This window comes from Sorangium sp. So ce375, assembly GCF_051473855.1.
Lineage (GTDB): Bacteria > Myxococcota_A > Polyangia > Polyangiales > Polyangiaceae > Sorangium.
In genome coordinates this window covers 3,114,041-3,136,546 of the sequence record NZ_CP150335.1, presented here as the reverse complement: position 1 = coordinate 3,136,546, position 22,506 = coordinate 3,114,041, and the positions used below count along the sequence as shown (strand labels likewise).

The 22,506-nt window shown below is 69.9% G+C and carries 13 protein-coding genes; 9 read left to right on the top strand and 4 right to left on the bottom strand.

Annotated elements, in window-relative coordinates; translation table 11 throughout:
* The first annotated feature begins 165 nt into the window (after nucleotides 1–165).
* The 3 genes from WME90_RS11890 to WME90_RS11880 all read left to right on the top strand — a co-directional run bounded on the left by WME90_RS11890 (nucleotide 166) and on the right by WME90_RS11880 (nucleotide 2,889).
* Nucleotides 166–1,095, top strand: coding sequence for an SIMPL domain-containing protein (locus WME90_RS11890; protein ID WP_437281215.1), 930 nt, complete (start codon nucleotides 166–168; stop codon nucleotides 1,093–1,095).
* A 129-nt stretch (nucleotides 1,096–1,224) separates the two neighbouring features.
* Nucleotides 1,225–1,908 carry a hypothetical protein gene (locus tag WME90_RS11885; protein ID WP_437281214.1) on the top strand — a complete coding sequence of 228 codons (684 nt, stop codon included), beginning with the start codon at nucleotides 1,225–1,227 and terminating at the stop codon, nucleotides 1,906–1,908.
* 99 nt (nucleotides 1,909–2,007) lie between these two features.
* Nucleotides 2,008–2,889 (top strand): tRNA1(Val) (adenine(37)-N6)-methyltransferase, encoded by an 882-nt coding sequence (locus WME90_RS11880; protein ID WP_437281213.1) that lies wholly within the window; start codon nucleotides 2,008–2,010, stop codon nucleotides 2,887–2,889.
* Nucleotides 2,890–2,933: 44 nt separating this feature from the next.
* On the opposite strand, the gene WME90_RS11875 is transcribed toward WME90_RS11880, so the two are convergent.
* The gene (locus WME90_RS11875; RefSeq protein ID WP_437281212.1) at nucleotides 2,934–3,617 is read right to left on the bottom strand and encodes a hypothetical protein; all 684 of its coding nucleotides are present in this window, start codon (nucleotides 3,615–3,617) and stop codon (nucleotides 2,934–2,936) included.
* Nucleotides 3,618–3,795: 178 nt separating this feature from the next.
* Between WME90_RS11875 and WME90_RS11870 the strand changes: the two genes are divergently transcribed.
* Entirely contained in the window at nucleotides 3,796–4,233 is a 438-nt protein-coding gene (locus tag WME90_RS11870) for a nucleotide triphosphate diphosphatase NUDT15 (RefSeq protein WP_437281211.1), read from the top strand.
* A gap of 736 nt (nucleotides 4,234–4,969) precedes the next feature.
* Nucleotides 4,970–10,465 carry an AAA family ATPase gene (locus tag WME90_RS11865; protein WP_437281210.1) on the top strand — a complete coding sequence of 1,832 codons (5,496 nt, stop codon included), beginning with the start codon at nucleotides 4,970–4,972 and terminating at the stop codon, nucleotides 10,463–10,465.
* On the opposite strand, the gene WME90_RS11860 is transcribed toward WME90_RS11865, so the two are convergent.
* Nucleotides 10,434–10,805 carry a response regulator gene (locus tag WME90_RS11860; RefSeq protein ID WP_437281209.1) on the bottom strand — a complete coding sequence of 124 codons (372 nt, stop codon included), beginning with the start codon at nucleotides 10,803–10,805 and terminating at the stop codon, nucleotides 10,434–10,436. The genes WME90_RS11865 and WME90_RS11860 overlap by 32 nt on opposite strands.
* 659 nt (nucleotides 10,806–11,464) lie before the next feature.
* Here WME90_RS11860 and WME90_RS11855 point away from each other — a divergent pair.
* Nucleotides 11,465–12,967, top strand: coding sequence for a protein kinase domain-containing protein (locus WME90_RS11855; RefSeq protein WP_437281208.1), 1,503 nt, complete (start codon nucleotides 11,465–11,467; stop codon nucleotides 12,965–12,967).
* A 118-nt stretch (nucleotides 12,968–13,085) separates the two neighbouring features.
* Nucleotides 13,086–14,318: an ATP-binding protein gene (locus tag WME90_RS11850; RefSeq protein WP_437281207.1), complete on the top strand. Its 1,233-nt coding sequence runs from the start codon at nucleotides 13,086–13,088 to the stop codon at nucleotides 14,316–14,318.
* Between the two features lie 55 nt (nucleotides 14,319–14,373).
* On the opposite strand, the gene WME90_RS11845 is transcribed toward WME90_RS11850, so the two are convergent.
* Nucleotides 14,374–15,300, bottom strand: coding sequence for a response regulator (locus WME90_RS11845; RefSeq protein WP_437281206.1), 927 nt, complete (start codon nucleotides 15,298–15,300; stop codon nucleotides 14,374–14,376).
* A complete protein-coding gene (locus WME90_RS11840; protein WP_437281205.1) occupies nucleotides 15,297–16,862 on the bottom strand; it encodes a sensor histidine kinase in 1,566 nt (521 codons plus the stop codon). Before WME90_RS11840 ends, WME90_RS11845 begins: the two co-directional genes overlap by 4 nt.
* 661 nt (nucleotides 16,863–17,523) lie before the next feature.
* On the opposite strand from WME90_RS11840, the gene WME90_RS11835 reads away from it, so the two are divergent.
* Complete coding sequence (locus tag WME90_RS11835; RefSeq protein WP_437281204.1) at nucleotides 17,524–20,805, top strand: beta-propeller domain-containing protein; 3,282 nt, start codon at nucleotides 17,524–17,526, stop codon at nucleotides 20,803–20,805.
* Between the two features lie 136 nt (nucleotides 20,806–20,941).
* Nucleotides 20,942–22,336, top strand: a complete 1,395-nt coding sequence (locus WME90_RS11830; RefSeq protein WP_437281203.1) for a hypothetical protein — start codon at nucleotides 20,942–20,944, stop codon at nucleotides 22,334–22,336.
* Nucleotides 22,337–22,506: the final 170 nt, after the last annotated feature.

The following is a 22,506-nucleotide window of genomic DNA, read 5'->3' as shown; positions in this document are numbered from 1 at the left end:
AGCGCACCCGGCGCGCCGTGGAACAACTTGCCGAAGGGGAGCGGCGCCGCCGCCTCGGGCATCGCCGGCGCGTCGCCCGAACGCCGCGGGAAGCGCCCGTCGGTCTGCTCGCGACGCTCGGCGGGCGGCCTGTAAGCTGGCGTGGACGGCGCGCGTTGCACGGGCATGAAGAACAAGAGCTCCCTCTTGCGCCGCACGGGTCTCGTCGGGCTCGTGCTTTCGGTCGCGCCGCTGCTCGCCGCGTGCGCGGCGCAACCGACACCGCCCCTGGCCAGCGCGCCGGAGGCCAACTCCATCACGGTCATCGGCCGCGGCGAGGTCAGCGCGAAGCCTGACGTCGCGCGGGCGCAGATGGGCATCGAGGTCATGGCGCCGACCGTTCACGAGGCGACGACGACCGCCGCAGCGCGCATGGCCGAGATCCTCGCGGCGCTCAAGAAGGCCGGCCTGGCCGAGAAGGACATCCAGACAAGCAACTACTCCATCCAGCTCGTGCGGCAGCCCGACGTGCCGCCCTGGATGGCCATGGGCTACGCGCAGCCCTCGCCGGCGCCCGCCCCGGCGGTGGCGCCCGCCCCGGCCGCGCCGGCCGCGGCCCCCGCAGGGCGCGGCCAGAAGCCGGCGCAGCCGCCCGCGCCGAAGCCGCCGGCTGCCGACCTGGCGCCGGCAGCGCCGCCTCCGCCGACGCACGTCTATCAGGTGAGCAACACGGTGATGGTCGTCATCCGCAACCTCGATCAGGTCGGGCCGGTGCTCGACGCTGCCGTGGCCGCCGGCGCGAACAACGTCTGGGGCGTCGCATTCGGCCTCGACGAGACCGACCCGCTGGAGGCGCGCGCGCGGGAGAAGGCTATCGCCGACGCGCGGGCTCGCGCCGAGGCGCTGGCCAAGCTCCAGGGCGTCTCGCTCGGCCGCGTCGTCGCGATCAGCGAGATCGTCGAGCACGGCCAGATCTACGCCCCCCGCGCCGCGCTCGCCTCCGGCGGCTACGCGGCCGACATGGGGACGCCGGTCTCGGCCGGGGAGGTTCCGTTCGGCACGCAGGTGAAGGTCGTCTACGCCCTGGAAAACGCGTCGCCGGCCCCGCGGAAGTGACCTCGCGACGCGAAGGGAGGGGCCTCGCGCGGCGGCTGTCGGATTCCAGCTAGATCAACCGCGCGTCGCCCCAGCGGGTAATGTTCCAGCGTCCAGCACGGCCCCCATCGACCCACGCACAGCGCCACCATGATCGCTCCGTCTCGCCCTTCCCACGTCCGCGCCGCTGTCCTCGCGGCGCGCCCGCGCTCCTCCGCCGCGCTCGCTCGCTCGCTCGCGGCGGCGGCGCTCGCTGTCTCGACCGCGGGCTGCCTCGTCATTTCGCCGCCGGAGTACGAGCACCCCGAGCAGACCGCGCCGGTGCTCACGGCGGTGTACCCTCCGCCGCACATACCCGTGTTCATCGGCGAGCAATCGGGCAATTTCAAGGTGTTCGGCGCGACGGTGCTGTCCGAGGACAACGGCACCCCTCTGACCGCCGTCCTGTACATCGATTATGGGCGGCGCAGCAGCGGAAGGCTCCCGTTCCCGTTCCGGAGGATCACGATCCCACGAGAGTTCCCGCCCGGGACCATCGCCGGCGGACAGCGCCTCATCGAGCTCACATGGGATGAGAACGCGCCAATGCCGTCAGAGGGGAAGACGCCGGAGGAGAAGGAGTGCCACACGATCACCATGATCGCATCGCACGCGTTCAACGACTGCAGTTGCCCGGACGACCCGGACGACAAGAGCACGCTCACCTGGCAGATCATCCACTGCGACCCGAACGAGCCTACCTGCCCCAAGTCGTGCCCCGCGCTGGACTGCGAGACCACCCCGTGCGTCTTCTGCGATGATCCCTCGCTCAAGGATGGCTGCACGGGCGGCTGACGCAGCGGGGCCGCCGCGCGCGCAATCCCCCCGGAGCGGCCCCGCTCCGGGGGGATTGCGCGGGCCCCGGACGCCGCGGGGGCGTGGTACATGGGCTCGATGATCGCTCCCCCTGATGTCCAGCCCTCCCTCGCGCCGAGCGGCGGGGTCGTGCGGCCTGCGCGCCGGCCGCCCGGGTGGGTCGCCCCCGGACCGCGGCCGGCGACGCCGGAGCGCCCGGAGGTCTGGCCCGGCCCCGGCGAGGACCTCTGTTATCTGTCGGGCGACTTCCGGATCCTGCAGCGGCTCGACGGCCACCGCTGGTCGGCCGACGACCTCGTGACCGCCTGGTTCGCGGCCGAGCGGGTGGCGCACGCGCCCCCGAGCCGCACGGTGGACCTCGGCTGCGGCATCGGCACGGTGCTCCTGTTCACCGCGTGGCGCTTCCCGGACGCGCGCTGCGCGGGCGTGGAGGCGCAGGAGGTGAGCGCCTCGATGGCGCGGCGCTCGGTCGCGTGGAACGGCGTCGACGTGCGCGGCGAGGTCCGGTGGGGGGATCTGCGCGATCCGGCGGTGCTCGACGGGCTCGGGCCAGCGGACCTCGTGACGGGGACGCCGCCGTACCTGCCGGTCGGCACGGGCATCGAGTCCGGTCGGGTCCAGTGCGGGCCGTGCCGCTTCGAGCACCGCGGCGGCGTGGAGGACTACTGCCTCGCGGCGGCGCGGCTGCTGGCTCCCGTCGCGCCGTTCGTGGCCTGCGCGGCGGCGCGCCAGCGGCCTCGCGTCGAGGCCGCGGCGGCGGCGGCGGGGCTCGCGCTCGAGGCGTGGCGCGACGTCGTCCCCAAGGAGGGAAAGGCGGCCTTGTTCTCGGTCTATGCCGTGCGCCGCGCCGAGGTCGTCACGTCGTGCCACGACGAGCCGCCGCTCGTGCTGCGGGGCCGGAACGGGCGCTTCACCGAGGAGTTCGACGCGCTCCGCCGGACGATGGGAATGCCGGTGTAGCCCGGGCTCCTGCGCGGGTGCGGAGCGCCTCGCTCGCCCGGCGGTCAGCTCGGCTGTGACACGAGCGGAAGGGTCATGGTCTGCGCGCGGAACAGCGGCCGTCCGTCGCGCGACGCGAGCGCGTCCTTCGCCTGCTGGCCCTGCGCCGGCCGCGATCGCGCCGGGCGCGCCGGTTTGTCTCCGGGCTCTGGCGCAGGCGCAGGCGCGGGTGCAGCGGACGCCATCTCGACCGGGGCCTCCCATGCGTTCCGCGTCCCGCCCGCCTCGTTGGCCTGGAAGAACACCGCGCGGAGCGCCCTCCCCTCGACGTCCGTCTCGACGGCCATCATCCAGAACCAGGGGCCATCCGGCTCGGTTTCTTGGCCCATGAACGAGAACGTCATCTGTCGCGTTTCCGCGCGGCGACCGTGCTCGCTCCGCGCGGCCTCGAGGTGCCGCTGCGAGGGTTTATCGGCCGGACCTCGGTACACGCGCACGGCGACGCCCTCGATGTGCGGCATGAAGTACAGCCCGTCTCGATGCACGGAGAGCCACGGGTGTTTTCCGCTCTCTTCCAGCTTGCAGAGGGCATGACCGAACCGCTCGTGCGCCTTGCAGCCGATGCCCCAGCTTGTATCGCCCTCCTCGCGGTTCGCCTCGCTGAACGCCTTGTTGCGGACGTCGACCGCCGTCTGCGCCAGGAGGACGAGCCGGCTTTGCTGGAGGACGGGGTTCAGCTCCCAGGGCAAGGACGCATCCATCAGAGCTGGCACGGTACGCGCGTTCACTGAAAAGTCAATCGGCGCCGGCGCTTGTGCGCTCACCTCACGGCGCGGCTCCACGCGCGGCGCCGCTGCGCGCCGTGTGGGGAGCGCGCCGTGCTAGAGCGCGCTCCGCGCGCGCTGCATCGCGTGCAGGGAGGTGTCCTTGGGAGAGGCGATCGTCGGAGGCGCCGCCGCGGATCGACCGCTGGTGGGCGTGGGCGTCATGCTTGTGCGCGACGGGCGCGTGCTGCTCGCGCGGCGGCGCGGCAGCCACGGTGACGGCAGCTACTCGTGGTGCGGCGGCCACCTGGAGCTCGGCGAGTCGTTCGAGGACTGCGCCATCCGCGAGGTGCGGGAGGAGAGCGGCCTCGTTGTCACGAAGCTCTCCTTCCTGTGCCTGAGCAACATCCTCGCCTACGGCAAGCACTACGTGGATATCCAGCTCCTCACGGAGGAGTTCGACGGCGAGCCCGAGGAGCGCGAGCCCCACAAGATCGCCGGCTGGGGCTGGTACCCGCTCGACGCGCTGCCCACCCCGCTGTTCCGCCCGGTGGAGCTGGCCATCGCGAGCTACCGCAGCGGCTGCAGGTACAATCCCTGATACCGCCTGCCGTGCGCACGACGGCGCCGCCGCCCGCCGGATGGCCTCCGTCCTGCGGGTCGCGCGGTCCCGCTCCGCCCGGCGGTCCCCACAGAGCGGCCGCCGCCACGGCGGCCCCATCGTCGGCGAGGCCTACCTCGTGGACCTGGACCACGTTCGGGTGCCGCATCTGCGCGAGCACCTCTCCCTCCAGTGCGTCCGGGCATCGGGCACAGGCGCGGCGTAGGCCTCCATGAGTCCCGGGAGGCCTCCGACGGCGACCGAGGCAGAGGTGAGGCGCGCCGGCGAGCTCGGGCCTGCGCGCTGCCGGGTCCGCTGCAGTTCGTCTGGGAGCGGTCGTACAGCTCCGCCATGGCCGATCGCGACGCCGGATTCGGATAGCGGGGCGTATGGGCGGGGTGTGCGCTCGCCGTCCGGGCAAGCGTAGCCGGACCCGCCTTGCCTGGTTGGCTGCATTTCCATTTTTGGAACGCAGACTCATGACGCCTGCGACGTGAGGCACAAGATCCACACTCATGTCGACAGCGCATGGCATCACGGTCCGTCACGTCTTCACAGGATCCTGCCGGCACGGGGCGCTGAGCCCGGCTGGTATGGATTCGAGCCCGCGTGATGCGCTCAATCGCGTTCTCGGCCCGGCTCGGCGGCCCGGCCGACGATGCCCGAGCCCCGTGGAGCACCGCGCGCGCGGCCTCATCGTCCTCGCCGAGCGTGTCGCGCATCAGGAACCCTCTCCATGCCCCTCGCCTCCCCGTACACGATCACCATGCCTCTCTCCCTCGATGGCAGAGCCGTCGTCTATCGTGCGGTCAGGAGCGCCGATCGCTGCCCGGTGATCCTCAAGGTGCTCGATCCGCGGCGCAGCCGCCCGAAGGACCGCGAGCGGCTGAAGCACGAGTATGAGCTCGGACAGCTGCTCGACGCCCGGGCCGTCATCAAGCCGCTCGCCCTCGAGACGTACCAGGGCATGCCGGCCCTCATCCTGGAGGACTTCGGCGGCCAGTCCCTCGATCGCCTGCTCGGGACGCCCATGGGGATCGAGCGCTTCCTCCCCCTCGCGATCCGCATCGCGGCGGCGGTCGCGGACGTTCACCAGCAGGACATCATCCACAAGGACCTGAAACCCGGCAACATCCTCGTCAACCCCGCCTCCGGCGAGGTCAGGATCGCCGACTTCGGGTTCGCGTCCCGCCTCCCCCGCGAGCAGCAGCGCGCGCAGCCCCCCCGGCTCATCGAGGGCTCCTTGCCCTATCTATCGCCGGAGCAGACAGGCCGGACGAGCCGGGCCATCGACAACCGCACCGATCTCTACTCGCTCGGCGTGACGTTCAACCAAATGCTCACCGGCAGGCTCCCCTTCGAGGCGCGCGACCCGGTCGAATGGGTCCATTGCCACGTGGCCCGCATTCCCACGTCGCCGTCGGAGCTCGTCCCCGAGGTGCCCGAGACGATCTCGCGCATCACCCTGAAGCTCCTCTCCAAGATGCCCGAGGATCGCTACCAGAGCGCTCGCGGCCTCCAGCGCGACCTGGAGAGGTGCCTCGCAGAGTGGAGCGCGAGCGGGCGGGTGGAGCCGTTTGCGCTGGGCGAACGAGACACGACAGGCCGGCTCCAGATCCCGCAGAAGCTCTATGGCAGAGAGGCGGAGGTCGCCGCCTTGCTGCAGGCCTTCGGCCGCGTGGTCGCCACGGGGACGCCGGAGCTCCTGCTCATCTCCGGATACTCCGGGATCGGCAAGAGCGCGCTCGTCCATGAGCTGCATAAGCCGATCATTCGGGAGCGGGCCTTCTTCCTTTCGGGCAAGTTCGATCAATACAAGCGCGACATCCCCTACGCCACGCTCGTCCACGCCTTCCAGGAGCTCGCGATCGAGCTCCTCGCCGAGAGCGAGGAGCGGATCGCGGCGTGGAGACGGCAGCTGCTCGACGTCCTCGGGGTCAACGCCCAGCTCATCGTGGAGGTGATCCCGCAGGTCGAGCTGATCATCGGACGGCAACCGCCGGTCCCCGAGCTGCCGCCGACCGAGGCGCAGAACCGCTTCCGCATGGTGTTCCGGCGCTTCATCGGGGTGTTCGCCCAGAAGGAGCACCCCCTCGCGCTCTTCCTCGACGATCTCCAGTGGGTCGACGCGGCCAGCCTCGGGCTGCTCAAGGACCTCTTGGCCCACCCTGAGATGCGCTATCTCCTCATCATCGGCGCCTACCGCGACAACGAGGTGTCCCCCACCCACCCGCTCCTGGTGACGTTGGACGAGGTGCGGAGAGGTGGCGCGCGCGTCTCGAACATCGTGCTCGGCCCGATACCGCGCGAGCACCTCGCCGCGTTCGTCGGCGAGGCGCTTCGCTGCCGCCTCGAAGACGGCGCGCCGCTCTCCGATCTCGCCTACGAGAAGACGGCCGGCAACCCCTTCTTCGCCATTCAGTTCCTCCTCTCGCTCCATGAAGAGCGCCTGATCGAGTTCGACGAGCGCACGGAAGCCTTTCGGTGGGACGTCGCGAAGATCCGCGAAAAGGGCTACACCGACAACGTGGTCGACCTGATGGTCGGCAAGCTCAGGCGGCTGCCTGCGAAGACCCAGGAAGCGCTGAAGCAGCTCGCCTGTCTGGGGAATACCGCCGAGGTCGCCCTCCTGGCGATGGTTCGCGGCAGTGTGGAGCACGACGTGCACGCGGACCTCTGGGAGGCCGTCCGCGCGGGCCTCGTCATCCGCGTGGACAGCACATACAAGTTCCTCCACGACCGCATCCAGGAAGCGGCCTATTCGCTCATCCCGGCGGAGCTGCGCGCCGAGATGCACCTTCAGCTCGGCCGGCTCCTCTTGTCTCGGTTGCCAGAGCAGGGGATCGCAGAGCGGGTCTTCGATGTCGCAAACCAGCTCAATCACGGCGCCCACCTCCTCACCGACCCGCGCGAGAAGGAGGCGCTCTGCCGGCTCAACTTCCTGGCGGGGACCAAGGCAAAAGCCTCGGTGGCCTACGCGTCGGCTCGCAGCTACCTGGCTCAGGCGACATCCCTGCTGCCACCGGACCCCTGGAGCGCACGGTACGAGGATGCATTCACGGTCCACCTGGAGCTCGCCGAATGCGAGTACCTCGTCGGCCGCTTCCAGCAGGCCGACGAGCTGTTCGACCTGATTCTCCAGAACGCACGCTCCAAGCCCGACCGATCCAGGGCGTACCGATTGCGCCTGCGGCTCTACCAGATCGCCGGACGGCACCGCGACGCCGTGGCGGTCATGATCCAGGCCCTGCAGCTCTACGGGGTGACGCTCCCGGAGTCCGATGAGGAGCTCCAAATGGCCGCGGAGGCCGAGATCCGGCAGGTCTCGATCAACCTGCGGGGGCGCCCCATCGCCGACCTCGTCGATGCGCCTGTAGCCACCGACGAGATCGCGCGGGCGCTCATCGGCCTGATCGCCGAATCGTTCCCCATCGTATACACGTCGCGACCGGCGCTCTGGGTCCTGCTCACCGCCAAGGGGGTGAGCGTCTCCCTACAGCACGGGCACGCCGAGGAGTCCTCTTTCATCTACAGTAATTACGGCATGGTGCTGGTCTCGATCTACCGCGACATCCCGCGCGCGCTTCAGTTCTCCGAGATGGCGCTCAGGCTGAATGAAAAATTCAAGAGCGCCACGGCAAAACTGAAAGGGAAGCTGCTCTTCCAGAACGCGAGCGTCATCAAGGTCTGGTGCGGGCGCTTCGCGGCGAGCCTCCCGCTCATGGAGCAGGCCTTTCTCGCTTGCCTCAACGTCGGAGATCTCGTCTTTGCCGGCTACTTGACCTACAACATGACATGGCTCGTTCTGGAGAGCGGAGAGCCGCTCGTTCATGTCATCGATGTCGCGCGGAAGCACATCGCGTTCGCCCGGCAGACCCACAATGACGTGGTGTACCATGTCCTCCGGCTCGAAGAGCAGTTTGCAGCGAGCCTGAAGGGAGCGACGCAGGCGCCCACGAGCTTCAGCGACGGCACCTTCGACGAGGAGAGCTCTATCGCGGCCCTCAAGAAGGCGGGCTTCGGCCTCGGAATTACGTACTACCACGTCATGAAGCAGATCGCGACACTCACTTATGAACGCGATGCCGAAGCGCTGGAGTCCGCGATCAGCGCCACGTCGACGCTGCACCAGGTGGCATCCATGGCGATCGAGGCAACGCATCACTTCTACCACGCGCTCACGCTGACAGCGCTCTATGCGCAGGCCCCTGCCGAGCAGCAGCGGCAGTTCGCGCAGACGCTCGCGAAGCAACTGCAGAAGCTGGAGCTCTGGGCCGACAACTGCCCCGAGAACTTCCGGGCCCGCTACGCCCTGGTATCCGCCGAGGTCGCCCGTACCGAGGGCCGGGACCTCGACGCCATGCGCTCCTATGAAGAGGCCGTCCACTCGGCGCGCGACAGCGGCTTCGTCCACGTTGAAGCGCTTGCCTACGAGCTCGCATCTCGGTTTTACCGGGCGCGAGGGTTCGTGCGCTTCGCCGACACCTACTTGCGCGAGGCCCGCTCCTGCTATGTCCGCTGGGGCGCCGACGGCAAAGTCCAGAGCCTCGACCGATGCTACCCCGAGCTCGTCGAGCGACCATCGGTCGCGCTCACCGCCACGTTCGTGGCCGCGCCCGAGCAGCTCGACCTGCTCTCGGTGGTCAAAGCCTTGCAGAGCATCTCGTCCGAGATCCTCTTGCCGAAGCTCAGCGAGACGCTGCTGCAGATCGTGCTCCAGCAGGCGGGCGGGCAGAGAGGGGCGCTGATCCTGGTCCGCGACGGCGAGCTCGCCGTCTACGCCGAGGCAACGATCGACGGGACGGAGATCCGCGTCGTGAGCCACAAGGGCGTCCCGGCGTCGGCGGCGGCGCTCCCGATGTCGATCCTCCACTACGTCGCGCGGACGCGTGAGCCCGTCATCCTGGACGAGGCCGCCGTGGCGACGCGGTTCGCTTCGGACGAGCACCTCACCCGGAGACGGCCGCACTCGCTGCTGTGCCTCCCCATCGTACGGCAGGCGCGCCTGAGCGGCCTTGTATACCTGGAGAACAACGTCGCGACGGGGGCGTTCACGGCCGGCACGATCCGGGTGCTCGAGCTGCTCGGCGCCCAGACGGCCATCTCGCTCGACAATGCCATGCTCTACGCCGACCTCGAGCGGAGCCAGATGGAGATCAAAGCGGTGCTCGACAACATGGTCGACAGCGTCTTCGTCGTCGACCGGGACGGGCGCGTCACCCTGGCCAACCATGCGGCGGCGCGTCTCGCAGGGCTCGCGAGCCCGGACGAGGCGCGCGGGCCCATCGCGGAGCTGGTGCGGCGGCTCCGCTTCGACCACCCGAACGGGACGCCCTACGAAACGGAGCAAACGCCGCTCGTGCGCGCGCTCGGCGGCGAGACGGTGGCCCTGGATGAGGGGACGATCTCGCTCCCCGGCGCGGAGCGGACCCGCCACGTGCACACGAGCGCGTCGCCCATGCGCGACGCGGGGGGGCAGGTGGTGGGCGCGGTGGCGGTCGTGCGGGACGTCACCGAGCTCGTGGAGCTCGACCGGCTCAAGGACCAGTTTCTCCGCGTGGCCGCGCACGAGCTCAAGACGCCCGTGACGGTGATCATGGGCTTTGCCGAGATGCTCTTGCGCACGGCGACGGAGCTGCCGCCGAGTCAGCGCCGGATCCTGGACGGGCTGCTGCGGGGCGCCGACCGAATCGAGCGGATCGTGGCCGATCTGCTGTTCCTTTCGCAAGTCCAGCTCGGCCGGCTGGATCTGGTGCTGGAGCGCGTGGATCTCGGGGAGCTTGTCGACCGCATGGCGGCGCGCCTGGAGCAGGGGGCGCGGTCGCGCCGCATCCGGGTCACGTGCGCCGAGCCCGTGGTGCTCCAGGGGGACCGCGAGCTCTTGGAGCGGGTCGTGGCGCACCTGCTCGACAACGCCCTGCGGTACTCACCGGATGGCGGCGAGGTGGAGCTCGACGTGCGGATGGCGGACGCGCTCGACGCCCTGGTGTCCGTGCGCGATCAGGGGGTGGGGATCCCCGTGGAGAAGCAGGCGCGGATCTTCGAGCGCTTCCATCGCGCCCACACCGATACGCCCCACGATTACGGAGGGATGGGGACGGGGCTCTACCTGTCGCGCGCGATCGTGGTGCGCCACGGAGGCGAGATGTGGTTTGAAAGCGAGGAAGGCCGTGGCAGCACGTTCCACGTCCGCCTGCCCCTTACATGCGAAGGTGCGATCGTACCATCCTGACCAGCTGGTCGCAGTGAAAGGGCTTCGCGATCCACCCTGCGGCGCCGATCTCCTGGGCTCGAAGGGCGGCGTGCTCGGCCGCGGTCAGGACCATGATGGGCACCGACCGGCCGTATCGGTTCTGAAACTCCCGCGCGAACGTCCGGCCGTCCATGACCGGCATCTTCATGTCGAGCAGGATGAGGTCGGGCATGTGTTCACCTATCCTCTCCAGAGCCTCTTGTCCGTGCCGCGCTGTCTGCACATGGAATCCCTCCACCGAGAGCGTCATTACCACGAGCTCGCGCAGGTCGTCGTCATCTTCCGCAACGAGAATATGCATCGTCACCTTGATCTCCATGGCCCCCAGAGTGACCGATAGGGCTCAGGCCACCTTTCCGTTCACTCAGCGCGGGAGCCAGATGACTCCGTCGAGCTCTCTTCAATATCGATCCGCTAGCCGTTAGCCATCAGCACTCATTTTCTGTACAGCACTGTACTGCCGTTCCTCGCTCCTGGCGCGCCGGCACAGACGGACTCGACCGAGAGCGTCCTCATGGCCATTCGAGTATAGCCATTCCGATTCACGTCGGCCTTCAGAAACCCCCTCATCGACGGACGGTTACTCCCTCGGCAACCGCCTTTCCGCCGACAGGCAGGTCCGACGGCAGGCATGCGGCCTGGCTCTGCCTGCAAGCCCACGACCGAGGTGATCGTGACGCCGCTGCCGCCGTGCTGGCTCGCCCGTGCCCCGCGCCGCGCTGCCGCGAGCCCGGGACGGGCTCGCCAGGCCCCGCGCACACGAAGGCGCACCAGCGGTTCCGAGCGCCCGACGACCTGGCCGTCCGGCGAGCGCGGCGCTAAGCCACGGTCGCCGCGCAGCGTGGCATCCTGCCACAGCGGCGACATCCCGCCTGACCGTGACGCGCCCGCGACACGCCGTCAGACCGCTGCGTGCACCGCGCTTCGCAGCTGCGCGGATGTCGCTCTTCGTTGATAGGCAAGACCAGGGCACGTATCATGCGCACCATGGCAGACGCGGCGGACGGTCCGCCTGGCTTCAGGTCCGGAAGCGCGAGCGGCGGCGATCCCGCCGCGCCGCTCGCGCCCGACGTCGCGGATACCCTGCGGGGCGTCGACACCGTGGTACGCGACCGACCCCCCGCGCGGGCGGAGCCGCCGGCTGAACGCCAGGGCGACGGCTCGACCCTGAGCGACGAGGACCTCTGGCTTGCCGCCACGCGCTCGAGCATGCACGAGGGCGGCAGCCCCGTTCAGGTGCCACCCGACGGCACTTTGCTGGGAGGGGTCTATCGCGTCATCGGTCGCCTCGGAGAGGGGGCGATGGGCGTGATCCTCCTTGCGCGCGACGAGCAGCTCCAGCGGGACGTCGCCATCAAGCTGCTCCGGCCCGAGCAGCTCGACAACGCGCAGATGCAGGCCCGGCTGCTGGCGGAGGCGCGGGCGATGGCGCGCGTCCACCACCCGAACGTCGTCGAGATCTATGCGTTCGGCGAGTACGGGAACGCGCCGTATTTCGTCATGCAGTACGTGCCCGGGGTCACGCTTGACACCTACGTCCACGGCAAGGGAGGCCGGCTCGGCCTCGACGAGGCGCTGAGCATCCTCGACCAGGCCTGCCTCGGCGTCTCGGCGATCCACGCCTCGGGCATCGCCCACCGCGACGTCAAGCCGAGCAACATCCTCGTCGGTCAGGCCCTCCGCGTGGTGGTGGCCGATCTCGGCCTCGCCAAGCGGATCCCCCGCGGCGATCGGATCGAGCTCGCCTTCTCCGGCACCCCGGCGTACCTGGCGCCCGAGGTGGCGCTGGGCCGGCAGCTCGATCCCGCGCTGCTCCCGCGCATCGACGTCTACGCGCTCGGGGTGGTCGCCTACTACCTGCTCGCCGGCCGGCTGCCGTTCCAGAGCACGAGCACCGTCGATCTGGTCATGCAGCACGCATATCAGCCCCCGATCCCGCCCAGCGAGCTCTGCCCTGACCTCCCGGCGTCGTTCGACGCGCCGGTGCTCGCGGCGCTGGCCAAGGAGCCCGAGCAGCGCACGGCGAGCGCGGAGGCGCTGCGCGAGGCGCTGCTCGACGCGCGCGGCGCCATGGCGGCGTACGCGCGCACGACGCGCGTCCTGGTCGCCGACGACAGCCCGTCGTTCCGCAGCTTCCTCACCAGCGTCCTCGCGGAGGCGCTGCCCGGCGCGGCCATCGAGACCGCGCCCGACGGCGCCGCGGCGCTCGCGGCCATCGAGGGGAACCGCCCGTCGCTCGGCGTGTTCGACCTCGACATGCCGGGCCTGGACGGCATCGCGCTCACCGCGGCGGTGCGAAAGCTGCCGCAGGGGGATTTCCCGATCATCGTCGCGACCGGGACCGGGGGCGCGGCCGACTGGCAATGCCTGTCGCGCCTCGGCGCCTCGGCGTTCCTCGTCAAGCCGTTCGACGCGGGTCAGCTCATCACGCTGGCGCGCGCGCTCGTGGGCGTCGCCGAAGAGCAGAAGCGCCGGCAATGAGGGGCGGGGTGAGGACGATGACCGCGGCGCTGGAAGGGGCGGGGCCGGTGGACCGCGCGGCGTGGCGCAGAGCTTGCTCGCGGCAGATCGCCGATGTCCGGCGTGGTCGAGGCTCCTGATGAACGACAGCGAGATCAAGGTCCTTGTGGTGGATGACGACGAGGTCGACCACCTCGTCACGCGGAGGCTCCTCCGCGACGTTCCCCGCACCCGGTACGACGTGACGTGGCTGAGCAGCTCGGACGAGGCGATCCAGGCGCTGCGCGCCGGCGGCTACGACGTCTGCCTCCTCGACTTCCGGCTCGACGCCCGGACGGGCCTCGACGTCGTGCGCGAGGTCAACCACCTCGGCTGCGCGATCCCCATCATCATGCTGACGGGAGTCGGCGACGAGGAGATCGACATCGCCGCGATGAGCGCTGGTGTGGCGGATTACCTGGTGAAAGGGCGGTTCGACGCGCAGAACCTGGAGCGCACGATCCGCTATGCCATCGAGCACAAGAGGACCCAGCTCAAGCTCAAGCAATATGCCGACACGCTGGAGGAGAGCAACCGGCAGCTCCTCCAGATGCACGAGGAGCTCGCGGCGAAGAACGCGGAGCTGGTCCGGCTGAACGAGGAGAAGAACCGCTTCGTCGGCATGGCCGCCCACGACCTCAGGAATCCGCTCGGCGTCATCCTGGGCTACAGCGACTTCATGCTGATGACCCAGCGGCGCGGGGAGCCGTCCTCGCTCCTCAAGGAGGGTGGCGTCGAGATCGTCAACATGATCAGGAGCTCGAGCAAATTCATGCTCTCGCTCATCAACGATCTGCTGGACGTGTCGATGATCGAGCTCGGCAAGCTGAACCTCGACAAGAAGAGCACGGATGTCGTGCAGCTCGTCGCGTCGAACGTGGCGCTCAACATGGTGCTGGCGGGGCAGAAGAACATGAAGCTCGTCGTCGAGAGCGACGATGGCGTCCCGCGGATCGAGGTGGACGTCCACAAGCTGGAGCAGGTGCTCAACAACCTCATCAGCAACGCGATTCACTACTCGCCTCCGGGCACGACCATCCGCGTCCGGGTCGAGGGCGGCCGCGGCCAGGACGCCGAGGTGATCCTGTCGGTGAAGGACGAGGGGCCCGGGATCGCGGCGGAGGACATCGGGAAGATCTTCCGGCCGTTCGGGAGGGCGAGGACGGTCAGCACCGGCGGGGAGCGCTCGACGGGGCTGGGGCTGGCGATCGCGCAGCGGATCGTCGAGGGCCACGGCGGGCGGATCTGGGTGGAGAGCGTGGTGTCGAGGGGGTCGACGTTCTTCGTGGCGCTGCCGGTGGCACCGTCTGAGGAAAAGGAAGAGGCCGCCTGAAGGCGGCGCCGCTCCGCCGGTGCCCCTTCGCAACGCGCGGGAGCCGACAGCCCTGTCAGTGGCCGTTGAGCTCGACGATCGCCCGCTCGTGGAGCCTCTTGAGGCAGGCGTTGCGATCCGAGGCGAGGACCAGATCGCGAAGGTCGTCACGGTCGAGGAGGAGTACGAGATGATCGTCCTTGCGCTCCCCGCGGAGGTCGTCCCTGAACGAGCTCGTGAACCCGCCCATGGCGACGAAGAGGCCGAGCCGACACCGGCCATAGCGTCGCTCTAGCTTCCACACGAAGCTCCGCAGCTCGTTGACGCCGGCCGGCTTCGTCCAGTTCTTGCACTCGATCAGGATGTAGGACGTCCGCTCGTTCACCCAGAAAGGGTCCGTGGATTCGTTGCGGATCAGGATGTCGATCTCCTCGACGTCGTTGCGACGCCGCGGCTGGGCCTGACGGAAGCCCGGAATGGTCTTCACGAGGAGCAGCATCAGATCTTCGAGGAGCTTCCCTTTCCGGTTCGGGTCGACTTCGGACTCGACGGCTGCCCACGCTTCCCGGAGGGTCGCCTCCGTCTCCTCCGCGTCGAGCTCGCCGAGCTGCCGCGCGCGGACCACCTCGATCGCGTTCCGGAGCTTGGGGAGCAGGAGAACCCGGAAGAACTCGTCCTTCTGCAGGTAGTCGTAGACGCCCTCTTGAAAGGCCCGCGTGATCGCGCCCGGCGTCGCGTAGGCCGTCACTAGGATTGCCTTCGCCGCTGGCGCGCGGCGACCGATCTCGGCGAGAAGATCGAGCCCTGAGTCCGGCCCTTCGCGTCCCTGGAGCTTCTGGTCGAGCAGGACGACGTCCCACCCTGGCTGCTCGAGCATGACCAGCGCGGCGCTCGCGTCGGGCGCCGCTTCGACGAGGTATCCCTCCTCTCCGAGGCGGCTCTCGTAGAGCCTCACGAAGCTCGGATCATCGTCGATGATGAGAATCTTTCCCGTCGATCTCATTGCTCCACCTTCTGTCGTACTGGAATCCGGAGCCTGAACCGGGCGCCACCGAGGGGGCTCTCCTCGCAGCGCGCCTGTCCATGCATCTCCTGCTCTACCACCTCGCGCACGAGCGCCAGCCCTTCCCCGGTGCCTCCCGGACGCATCGAGAACCCTCGTCTGAAGATGGCCTGCCGGTGCTCGCTTGGCACGCCGGGGCCGTTGTCGTCTACCAAGATCAAAAGCTCATCGCCCCCGGCGGCGGCCTCCGCCGTGACCCGCACATCCGCCGGCGCCTCGGAGGGCGCCTGCGCGGCGTTTCGGAGCATGTTGACGATGGCCAGGGTGAAGCGACGGCGATGACCGACGACAGGAGGCAAAGGACCCCCCTTGGGGAAGGACATCCGAGCGCCGAACTCTTCCGCCACCGCAGCGAGGGCCTCCTCGATGGCCGGCGCGACGTCGAACGGCTCCGCTGGCTCGGCGCCCAGCGCGGCGACGTTCAGCATGTCCCTCAAGAAGCGGAATATCCGGTCGATCCCGCCGTCTATTGCGTCCTGATAGGACGCGACGGCGGGTCCCGCGCCGCTCCGCTCGGCGTCGCGATAGAGGTCGTCGAGCGCTCCCCGCACCGGCACGAGCGCGTTTCGGACCTCGTGGACCACCATGCGCGCGTGCCGCGTCGTCGCCGCCGCTGCGCTCTCGCTCTGGATGCGCGCGGCGACAGGGCGAATCTGCCCGAGCACGGCGGAGGTCTCGTCCTGGAGCAACGCCTCCGCGAGGACGGAGAAAGGCGTGTTGGCACCGGTGGCGACCTCCTCTAGCAGCGGGCGCCCCTCGGCCAAGATCAAAAACTGCATGGTGGCCGAGGGCGGCTCGTCCTCCACGAGGAGCAGCCCCATCTTCGAGAGCCGTAGCATCGTTCCCGGGGTTATGGGCCAACCCGAAAGTCGCCCCTCGACCACGACGCCATCCGAGCTCCCCAGCAGCTCGGCGGCAGCGCCGCGTGAGAGGCGCCAGTCGTCGTTGCGCCCCCTGGACTGCACGGCCTCGACCGTGAGCAGCCATCGGACGGCATCCCGGGTCGGCAGGTCGATCAGAAGCTTGCCGATAGGCGTTAAGGTCCAGCGTTCCCCGGCGCGAGCGACGGCGCGGATTTCACGGGCGTACTGGGCGACGTCGAGCCCCAGCTGCTTCGGTACGCCCACAGCCCGATCGGCAGCCTGGGACGCCAACTTCTGCAGACGATCGAGCTCACGATCATTGACTCTGGAGCCCGTCGTGGCGGTAAGCCCCACCGCACGGCGCAGAGACACGTTGATCAGTGCCGCGAGCTCGTCGGCTGGTAAGCCCTCGGCGAAGCTGCCGAGGAGCAATCGACCCAGCTCTGAGGCGAACGGCGCGAGGCGTTCTGCCCAGTAGCTCTGATACCATCGGACCATTCGGTCGGCCGCGCCGCCCCGCTCGACTTCCTCCAGGGCGGACAGCAGGTGCCGTCGGTGGGCCGCGACGTCCGGCGTGAAGGCAGGTCTCGCCTGCGCGATCCCTTCCAGGTGGTCCTTCAGATCGTCGAGGAACGCCATGGCCAGAGCAGATGACCGCGCGCCGCCGACGTCAAGCGCGCGCTCCTTACCCCCAGCAAGCTCCGATGTTTCCGCTGCTCTGGCCTTCTGCACGAGCGGTCACGGCAGGAGCACCGTCCTCGTCACCGCGACGACGCGGAGCGGAGAACGCCAGTGGACCGCGGGCGTGGCTCGTCATCGCCAGGCACAGAGCACAGGGTTGCGCAGACGCCGCCCGGCGCCAGGGGCGAGCGCCCCGGCGCTGCACAGCGCGGACGGCGGCCAGCGCCGCCCGACGTGTGGGCAGACGCCGCCACGTGTGAGCGTTCAGCGCTCCCCCGCGCGGGGTGCCGTCCTCGATCACGCAGGGCGACCCGCTCTGCCTCCGTTTCGCCACAACATTCCACATTGAGCAGGCCTTCCAGAAGGTGGATACTCCGCTGGATGCAAGCTCACGGTCCGCGGTAGCGCGAGGTCGCGAGGACCGGATCGATCGCGGGCTGCGCCGTGCCGGACGCGCCCTCGACCGCGCGCCGGAGACTCGCCGCACCGCCGCCCTCGGACCGTGACGTTTCGACCACGTTGAACCGTGCAAGGCCCATCGATGTTTCGCAGTCTCCGCACCTCAGGCGAGGTGCAGGGAGGAGTCGCAGTGGCGAACAGAAGAGCACTATTCAGAGGCGTGCTGTCAGCGCAGGCCAGCGTGATGGCCGCGGTCCTCTTGCTGCTCGGACAGGGATGCGGGAGCGACAACAAGCCCGATCCCCAGGAGCAAACCCCGCCGGAAGAACAGGACCAGGACCCTCCGAAGGAAGAAGAGCCCGATCCCGACCCTCCCAAGGAAGAGCCCGACGAGGAGGAGCCAGATACCCCGGCCGGGCCCACCGATTTCGTGTCGGCCGATGATCCGTTCACTGAGGGGTTCCTCGGCGAGGAGGAGGAAGAAGAGGAAGAGGAGGAGGAAGAAGAGGAAGAGAGCCGCGAGCTCGAGGAGGGCGATATCTACCGCGTCCTCGGCGACGGGCAGCTCCTCAACCTCAACACCTACCGAGGCCTTCAGGTCATCGACATAGCGGACCCGGCGGACCCGAAGTTCCTCGGTCAGATGCAGATCGCCGGCACCCCGGTCGAGATGTACGTCGTCGGCGACCGCGCTGTCGTGCTCCTGAACGACTGGGCCGGCTACCAGCTCAAGGCCGACGGCCTCACCGTGGAGCGGCGGACCGGCGGGACCGTCCTGTTCATCGATATCGCCGACCGCGCCGCGCCCAAGCTCCTGTCGCAATACCCGGTCACGGGCGCCATCATGACGAGCCGCCTGGCGCGCGGCGAGAGCGCGAGCTCGCTCTACATCGCGTCGAACGGATCGGAGCTCCAGGAGATCAACCCCGGGCAATTCCAGTGGGTCAACAAGACCCTGGTCCGGAGCTTCGATGTCGGCGTCGAGGCGCTCGTCCCGCGGAGCGAGATCGAGCTCGGCGACACCGTGACCGCCATCCACGCGGAGGCGGACGTGCTCCTCGTGGCGCGCAACGGCGGCAGCTGGTCGGAGGATCCCAGCGAGATCTCGATCATCGACATCTCGAGCCGCGACGGGTCCATGGTGCTGCGCGACACCGTGAGCGCGGCCAGCTACGTGCGCTCCCAGTTCCACATGGACTTCCGCGACGACATGCTGCGGGTCTTCTCCGGCCCGCGGTGGGCCGACGGGTCGCCCAGCTACCTCGAGACGTGGAACGCGGCCGATCCCGACAACATCGTGCCGATCGACAGCGAGGAGTTCGGCGCCGACCAGTCGCTCTACGGCGCCATCTTCCTGGATGACAGGGCGTTCGCGGTCACCTACCGGCGCCAGGATCCGTTCCACGCCTTCTCCATCGATCCGAGCGGGAACGTCACCGAGGAGAGCGAGTTCGTCGTGTCCGGGTGGAACGACTTCTTCCGCCCCGTCCTCGGCGCGAGTCGCCTGATCGGCATCGGCGTGAACGATCAGAACGGCCGGCAGCTCGCGGCCAGCCTCTACGACATCACCGATCTGACCCGTCAGGATCCCCTCCTGGCGCGGGCCGAGGTCGACGGCGGCGCCCAGGGCTGGAGCTGGTCCGAGGCCAGCTGGGACCACCGCGCGTTCACCGTGCTCGACGACGCGGTGGACGCCGTGGCGCCGACCGGAGAGCCCGAGACGGGCCTCGTGCTGCTCCCGTTCTCCGCGAGCAGGATCGTGGACAACACCCGGCGACCGTTCTCCGGCGTGCAGATCTTCACGTTCTCGGACACCACGCTGACCCGACGCGGCGTGATGGAGCACGGGACCCCCGTGCGCCGCACGTTCCGCGCCGAGGACACCGCCACCGCGAACGTGTCCGACGAGGAGCTCACCCTCTATGCGCAGGACAAGCTCGACACGCCCGAGAAGCTCGGGCACCTCGATCTCGCCCCGGATTACGTGAAGGTCTTCGCGTTCGGCGAGCACCGCGTCCGCGTGAAGATGCCTTACGATCTCTACTGGACCCCCGTCGAGGACCGGAAGATGACGGCGGAGGTCGTCTCGAGCGCCGGGCTCACCCAGCTCGAGCAGCCGATCGCCACCTTCGATCTGCCGGCCGACGCGCAGCTCCATCAGGTGGGCGATCTGCTCGTGTCGCTGACCACCACCTTCGAGAACTGGGTCGGCAAGGTGACCCACATCGAGGTGATCGATCTGTCCGATCCGACGCAGCCGCGGCGGGCGGGCACGCTCGACACGAGCGATCTCCCCGCCACGGGCGGCTACTACGGCGGGGCGAGCTCGTTCCAGACCGTGCACCCGGGGCGCGATGCCCTCGCCTTCCTGCGCGTCATCGGCCACTCCGAAGACCTCGGGGTCGGCTGGGCGTGCCGGACGAGCTCGGTCGAGGATCCGGGCTGCTTCGGGCAGGAAGGCTGCACGTACATGGCCGGGGAGCGGACGTGCCGCAACATCGGCGGCGAGGAGTACTGCAACGGCGGGTTCGCGGAGTGCACGGACCACCCAGGCGCGGACACGAGCTGCACGCCGGTCGAGGTCGACCGGAACGACATCGTGGGGATCACGTCGACGTATTGTTATGAGTACGTCCCGCGCCGGAGCTGGGCACAAATCGAGGTCCACGTCGTCGACCTCTCCGACCCGGACCACCCGACCGTGGCGCCGGCCGTCGCGCTGCCTGACGACAGCGAGACCGTGAACGTCCTCAACGACAACGGGGAGCTCTACTTCAACATCAAGCGCTCGGTCGCCGGGCGCGCGCCGGACGATCCGCGCCCGCACACGCAGTATTTCCTTACGCACCTCGACCTGACCGAGCCGTCGCAGCCTGCGCTCGATCCGGGGATCAACGTGCCAGGCGAGGTCCTCGCGATCCAGGGCACGTCGATCTATGCGAGGGACAGGGTGTGGGGCCAGCAGTTCATCGAGACGGCGATAGCGCGGCTCGAGGTGCAGGAGGGGCTCGCGTACTTGCAGGAGTACCAGCAGTTCCCGGATCGCCAGGTCAACGCGATCTCCATCGACGGCCGCGGGCTGCCCGTCCTCTCCCACAGCCTGATCTGGCGCCCGAGCAACGGGTGGTACGCCGGCTGGGATCCCAACCAGAAGCTGACCACGCTCTCGCCGACGGGTGAAGCGCCGCCGCCCGAGCCGGAGAACGAGGACGAGAACCCCGCGATCCCCGGGTTCGACGTGCTCTCCACCGTCCGACTCGCGTCGTGGGCGTCGCTGCGCCACACCGAGGACATGCGGGCGCTCTTCGAGGTGCCGGGCGGCGCCCTGGCGATCTCCCTCGAGGAGCCCGAGTCGCCGAAGGCACAGGCGTTCTTCCCCCTCTGGGGCTGGCCCGAGCGGTTCGTGACCAGCGGGGACGAGGTCCTTTTCGCCGCCGGCCGCTTCGGGATTCACCAGCTCGACCGCGAGACCGTCAACCTCGTCCCCTACCTGGGCGAGTAGCCGGAACGCCAGGCAAGCCGGCCGGGGCCGAGCGCCCCGAGCCGGCTTGCCACAATGGCGCGACGGAGCCCTCGGCCATGAGGGAAGCGGTGAGATCCGGTTTCGCGGAGCGCCGGACAACGCTATGGAGGGGCCCATGGTCGAGCAAAGCACAGCGGAAAACGGGGAGGGGCAACCGGAGAGCGCGGGGCCCGTCGAGGGGCGCGCGACGGACCAGAGCGCGACGGAAGCCGCCGGAGGGGCGGCAGAGGCGGGCGTGGAGGCCTCTTCCGGCGGCACGACGGTGAGCGCGGCGGACGCCGTGGCGGCGCCGACCGCCGCTGCTGCGCCCGCCGAGGCTGCGCCCGCTGCACCCGCTGCGGCGCCCGCCGAGGCTGCGCCCGCTGCACCCGCTGCGGCGCCCGCCGAGGCTGCGCCCGCTGCACCCGCTGCGGCGCCCGCCGAGGCTGCGCCCGCTGCACCCGCCGAGGCTGCGCCCGCTGCACCCGCCGAGGCTGCGCCCGCTCGATCGCGGCCGCCGCGGGTCATCGACATGCGCCGGCCGCGCACGCCAGCGCCCGCGCAGGAGCCGCCGCCGCGGCGCCCGGCGCGGCCGATGGAGCGTGGACCTGCCGACCGTGGAGCGCGCGAGCGCGGGCCGGACCAGCGCGCAGGACGCGACAGCGGGCCGGACGAGCGCGGGGCGCGCGACGGCGGCTCGGCCGAACGCGGGGTGCGCGACAGCGGGCCGGACGAGCGCGGGGCGCGCGGCAACGGATCGGCCGAGCGCCGCTCGCCGGACAAGGCCAGGTGGGCGCGGGATGGGGCGGCGCAGCGCGGCCGGACAGGCGCCGGGGGCGCTTCCAAGACCCGTGCGCCCGCGGCCCATCCAGCAACAGGCGCCGCCACGCGAGAGCAGCGCGCGGCCGCCGCCGCGGACCCCGCGCAGAACGAGGCGGAGCGCAGCGCCGCGTTCGCCGAGGCGAAGCGCTCGCCTGCCGCCGGAGAGGCCAACGCCTCCTCCTCCCGCAAGGCGTCACGACAGCCACAGCACGCCGAGACGCGCAGCGCGGCGCCGACTCCGCCGGCGCCGGCGCCGGAGGCGACGGCGCCTCCCGAGCCGCGCCGGGACGCCGCGTGGGTGCCTCCCCCGAGCGCCGCATTCCCGCGGAAGAAGAAGCCCGCGCTCACCGCCAAGGAGGCAATGAAGGCCAGAGTTCAGGCGCAAGCCGAAAAGAAGGCGGGAAAACAGGCACCGAGCCGATCGGCCGAGCGCACCGCGGACCAGCGCGCGGACGCCGCCCATGAGGAGCCCATGGCGCCTGCTGCGGCAAAGCCCCGTGACGCCGCTGCGACAAAGCCCCGTGACGCCGCTGCGGCGAAACCCCGTGACGCCGCTCCGGCGAAACCCCGAGACGCCGCTGCGGCGAAACCCCGAGACGCCGCGCCGAGGTCAGCACGGCGCGACCAGGCGGAGCCGGCGGCGGGCGCACCGGCCGCGAAGCCGGGGCTGCTCACGCGGCTGGTGAACCTGTTCCGGCGTTCCGGCTAGAAGCCCGGCCTCCGCGCCCAGGATACTTCGTGGCGATCGCTCCTCGCTGGCCGGTCCGCGGTCCTTGGAACCGGCTCGCAGGCGAGAAGACACGCCCTCCAGTCTACCATGACGGCCCGCCGGAGCGCGTGACGTGATCCTCATCAGGCCACGAGCCCCGGGCGCGGCGG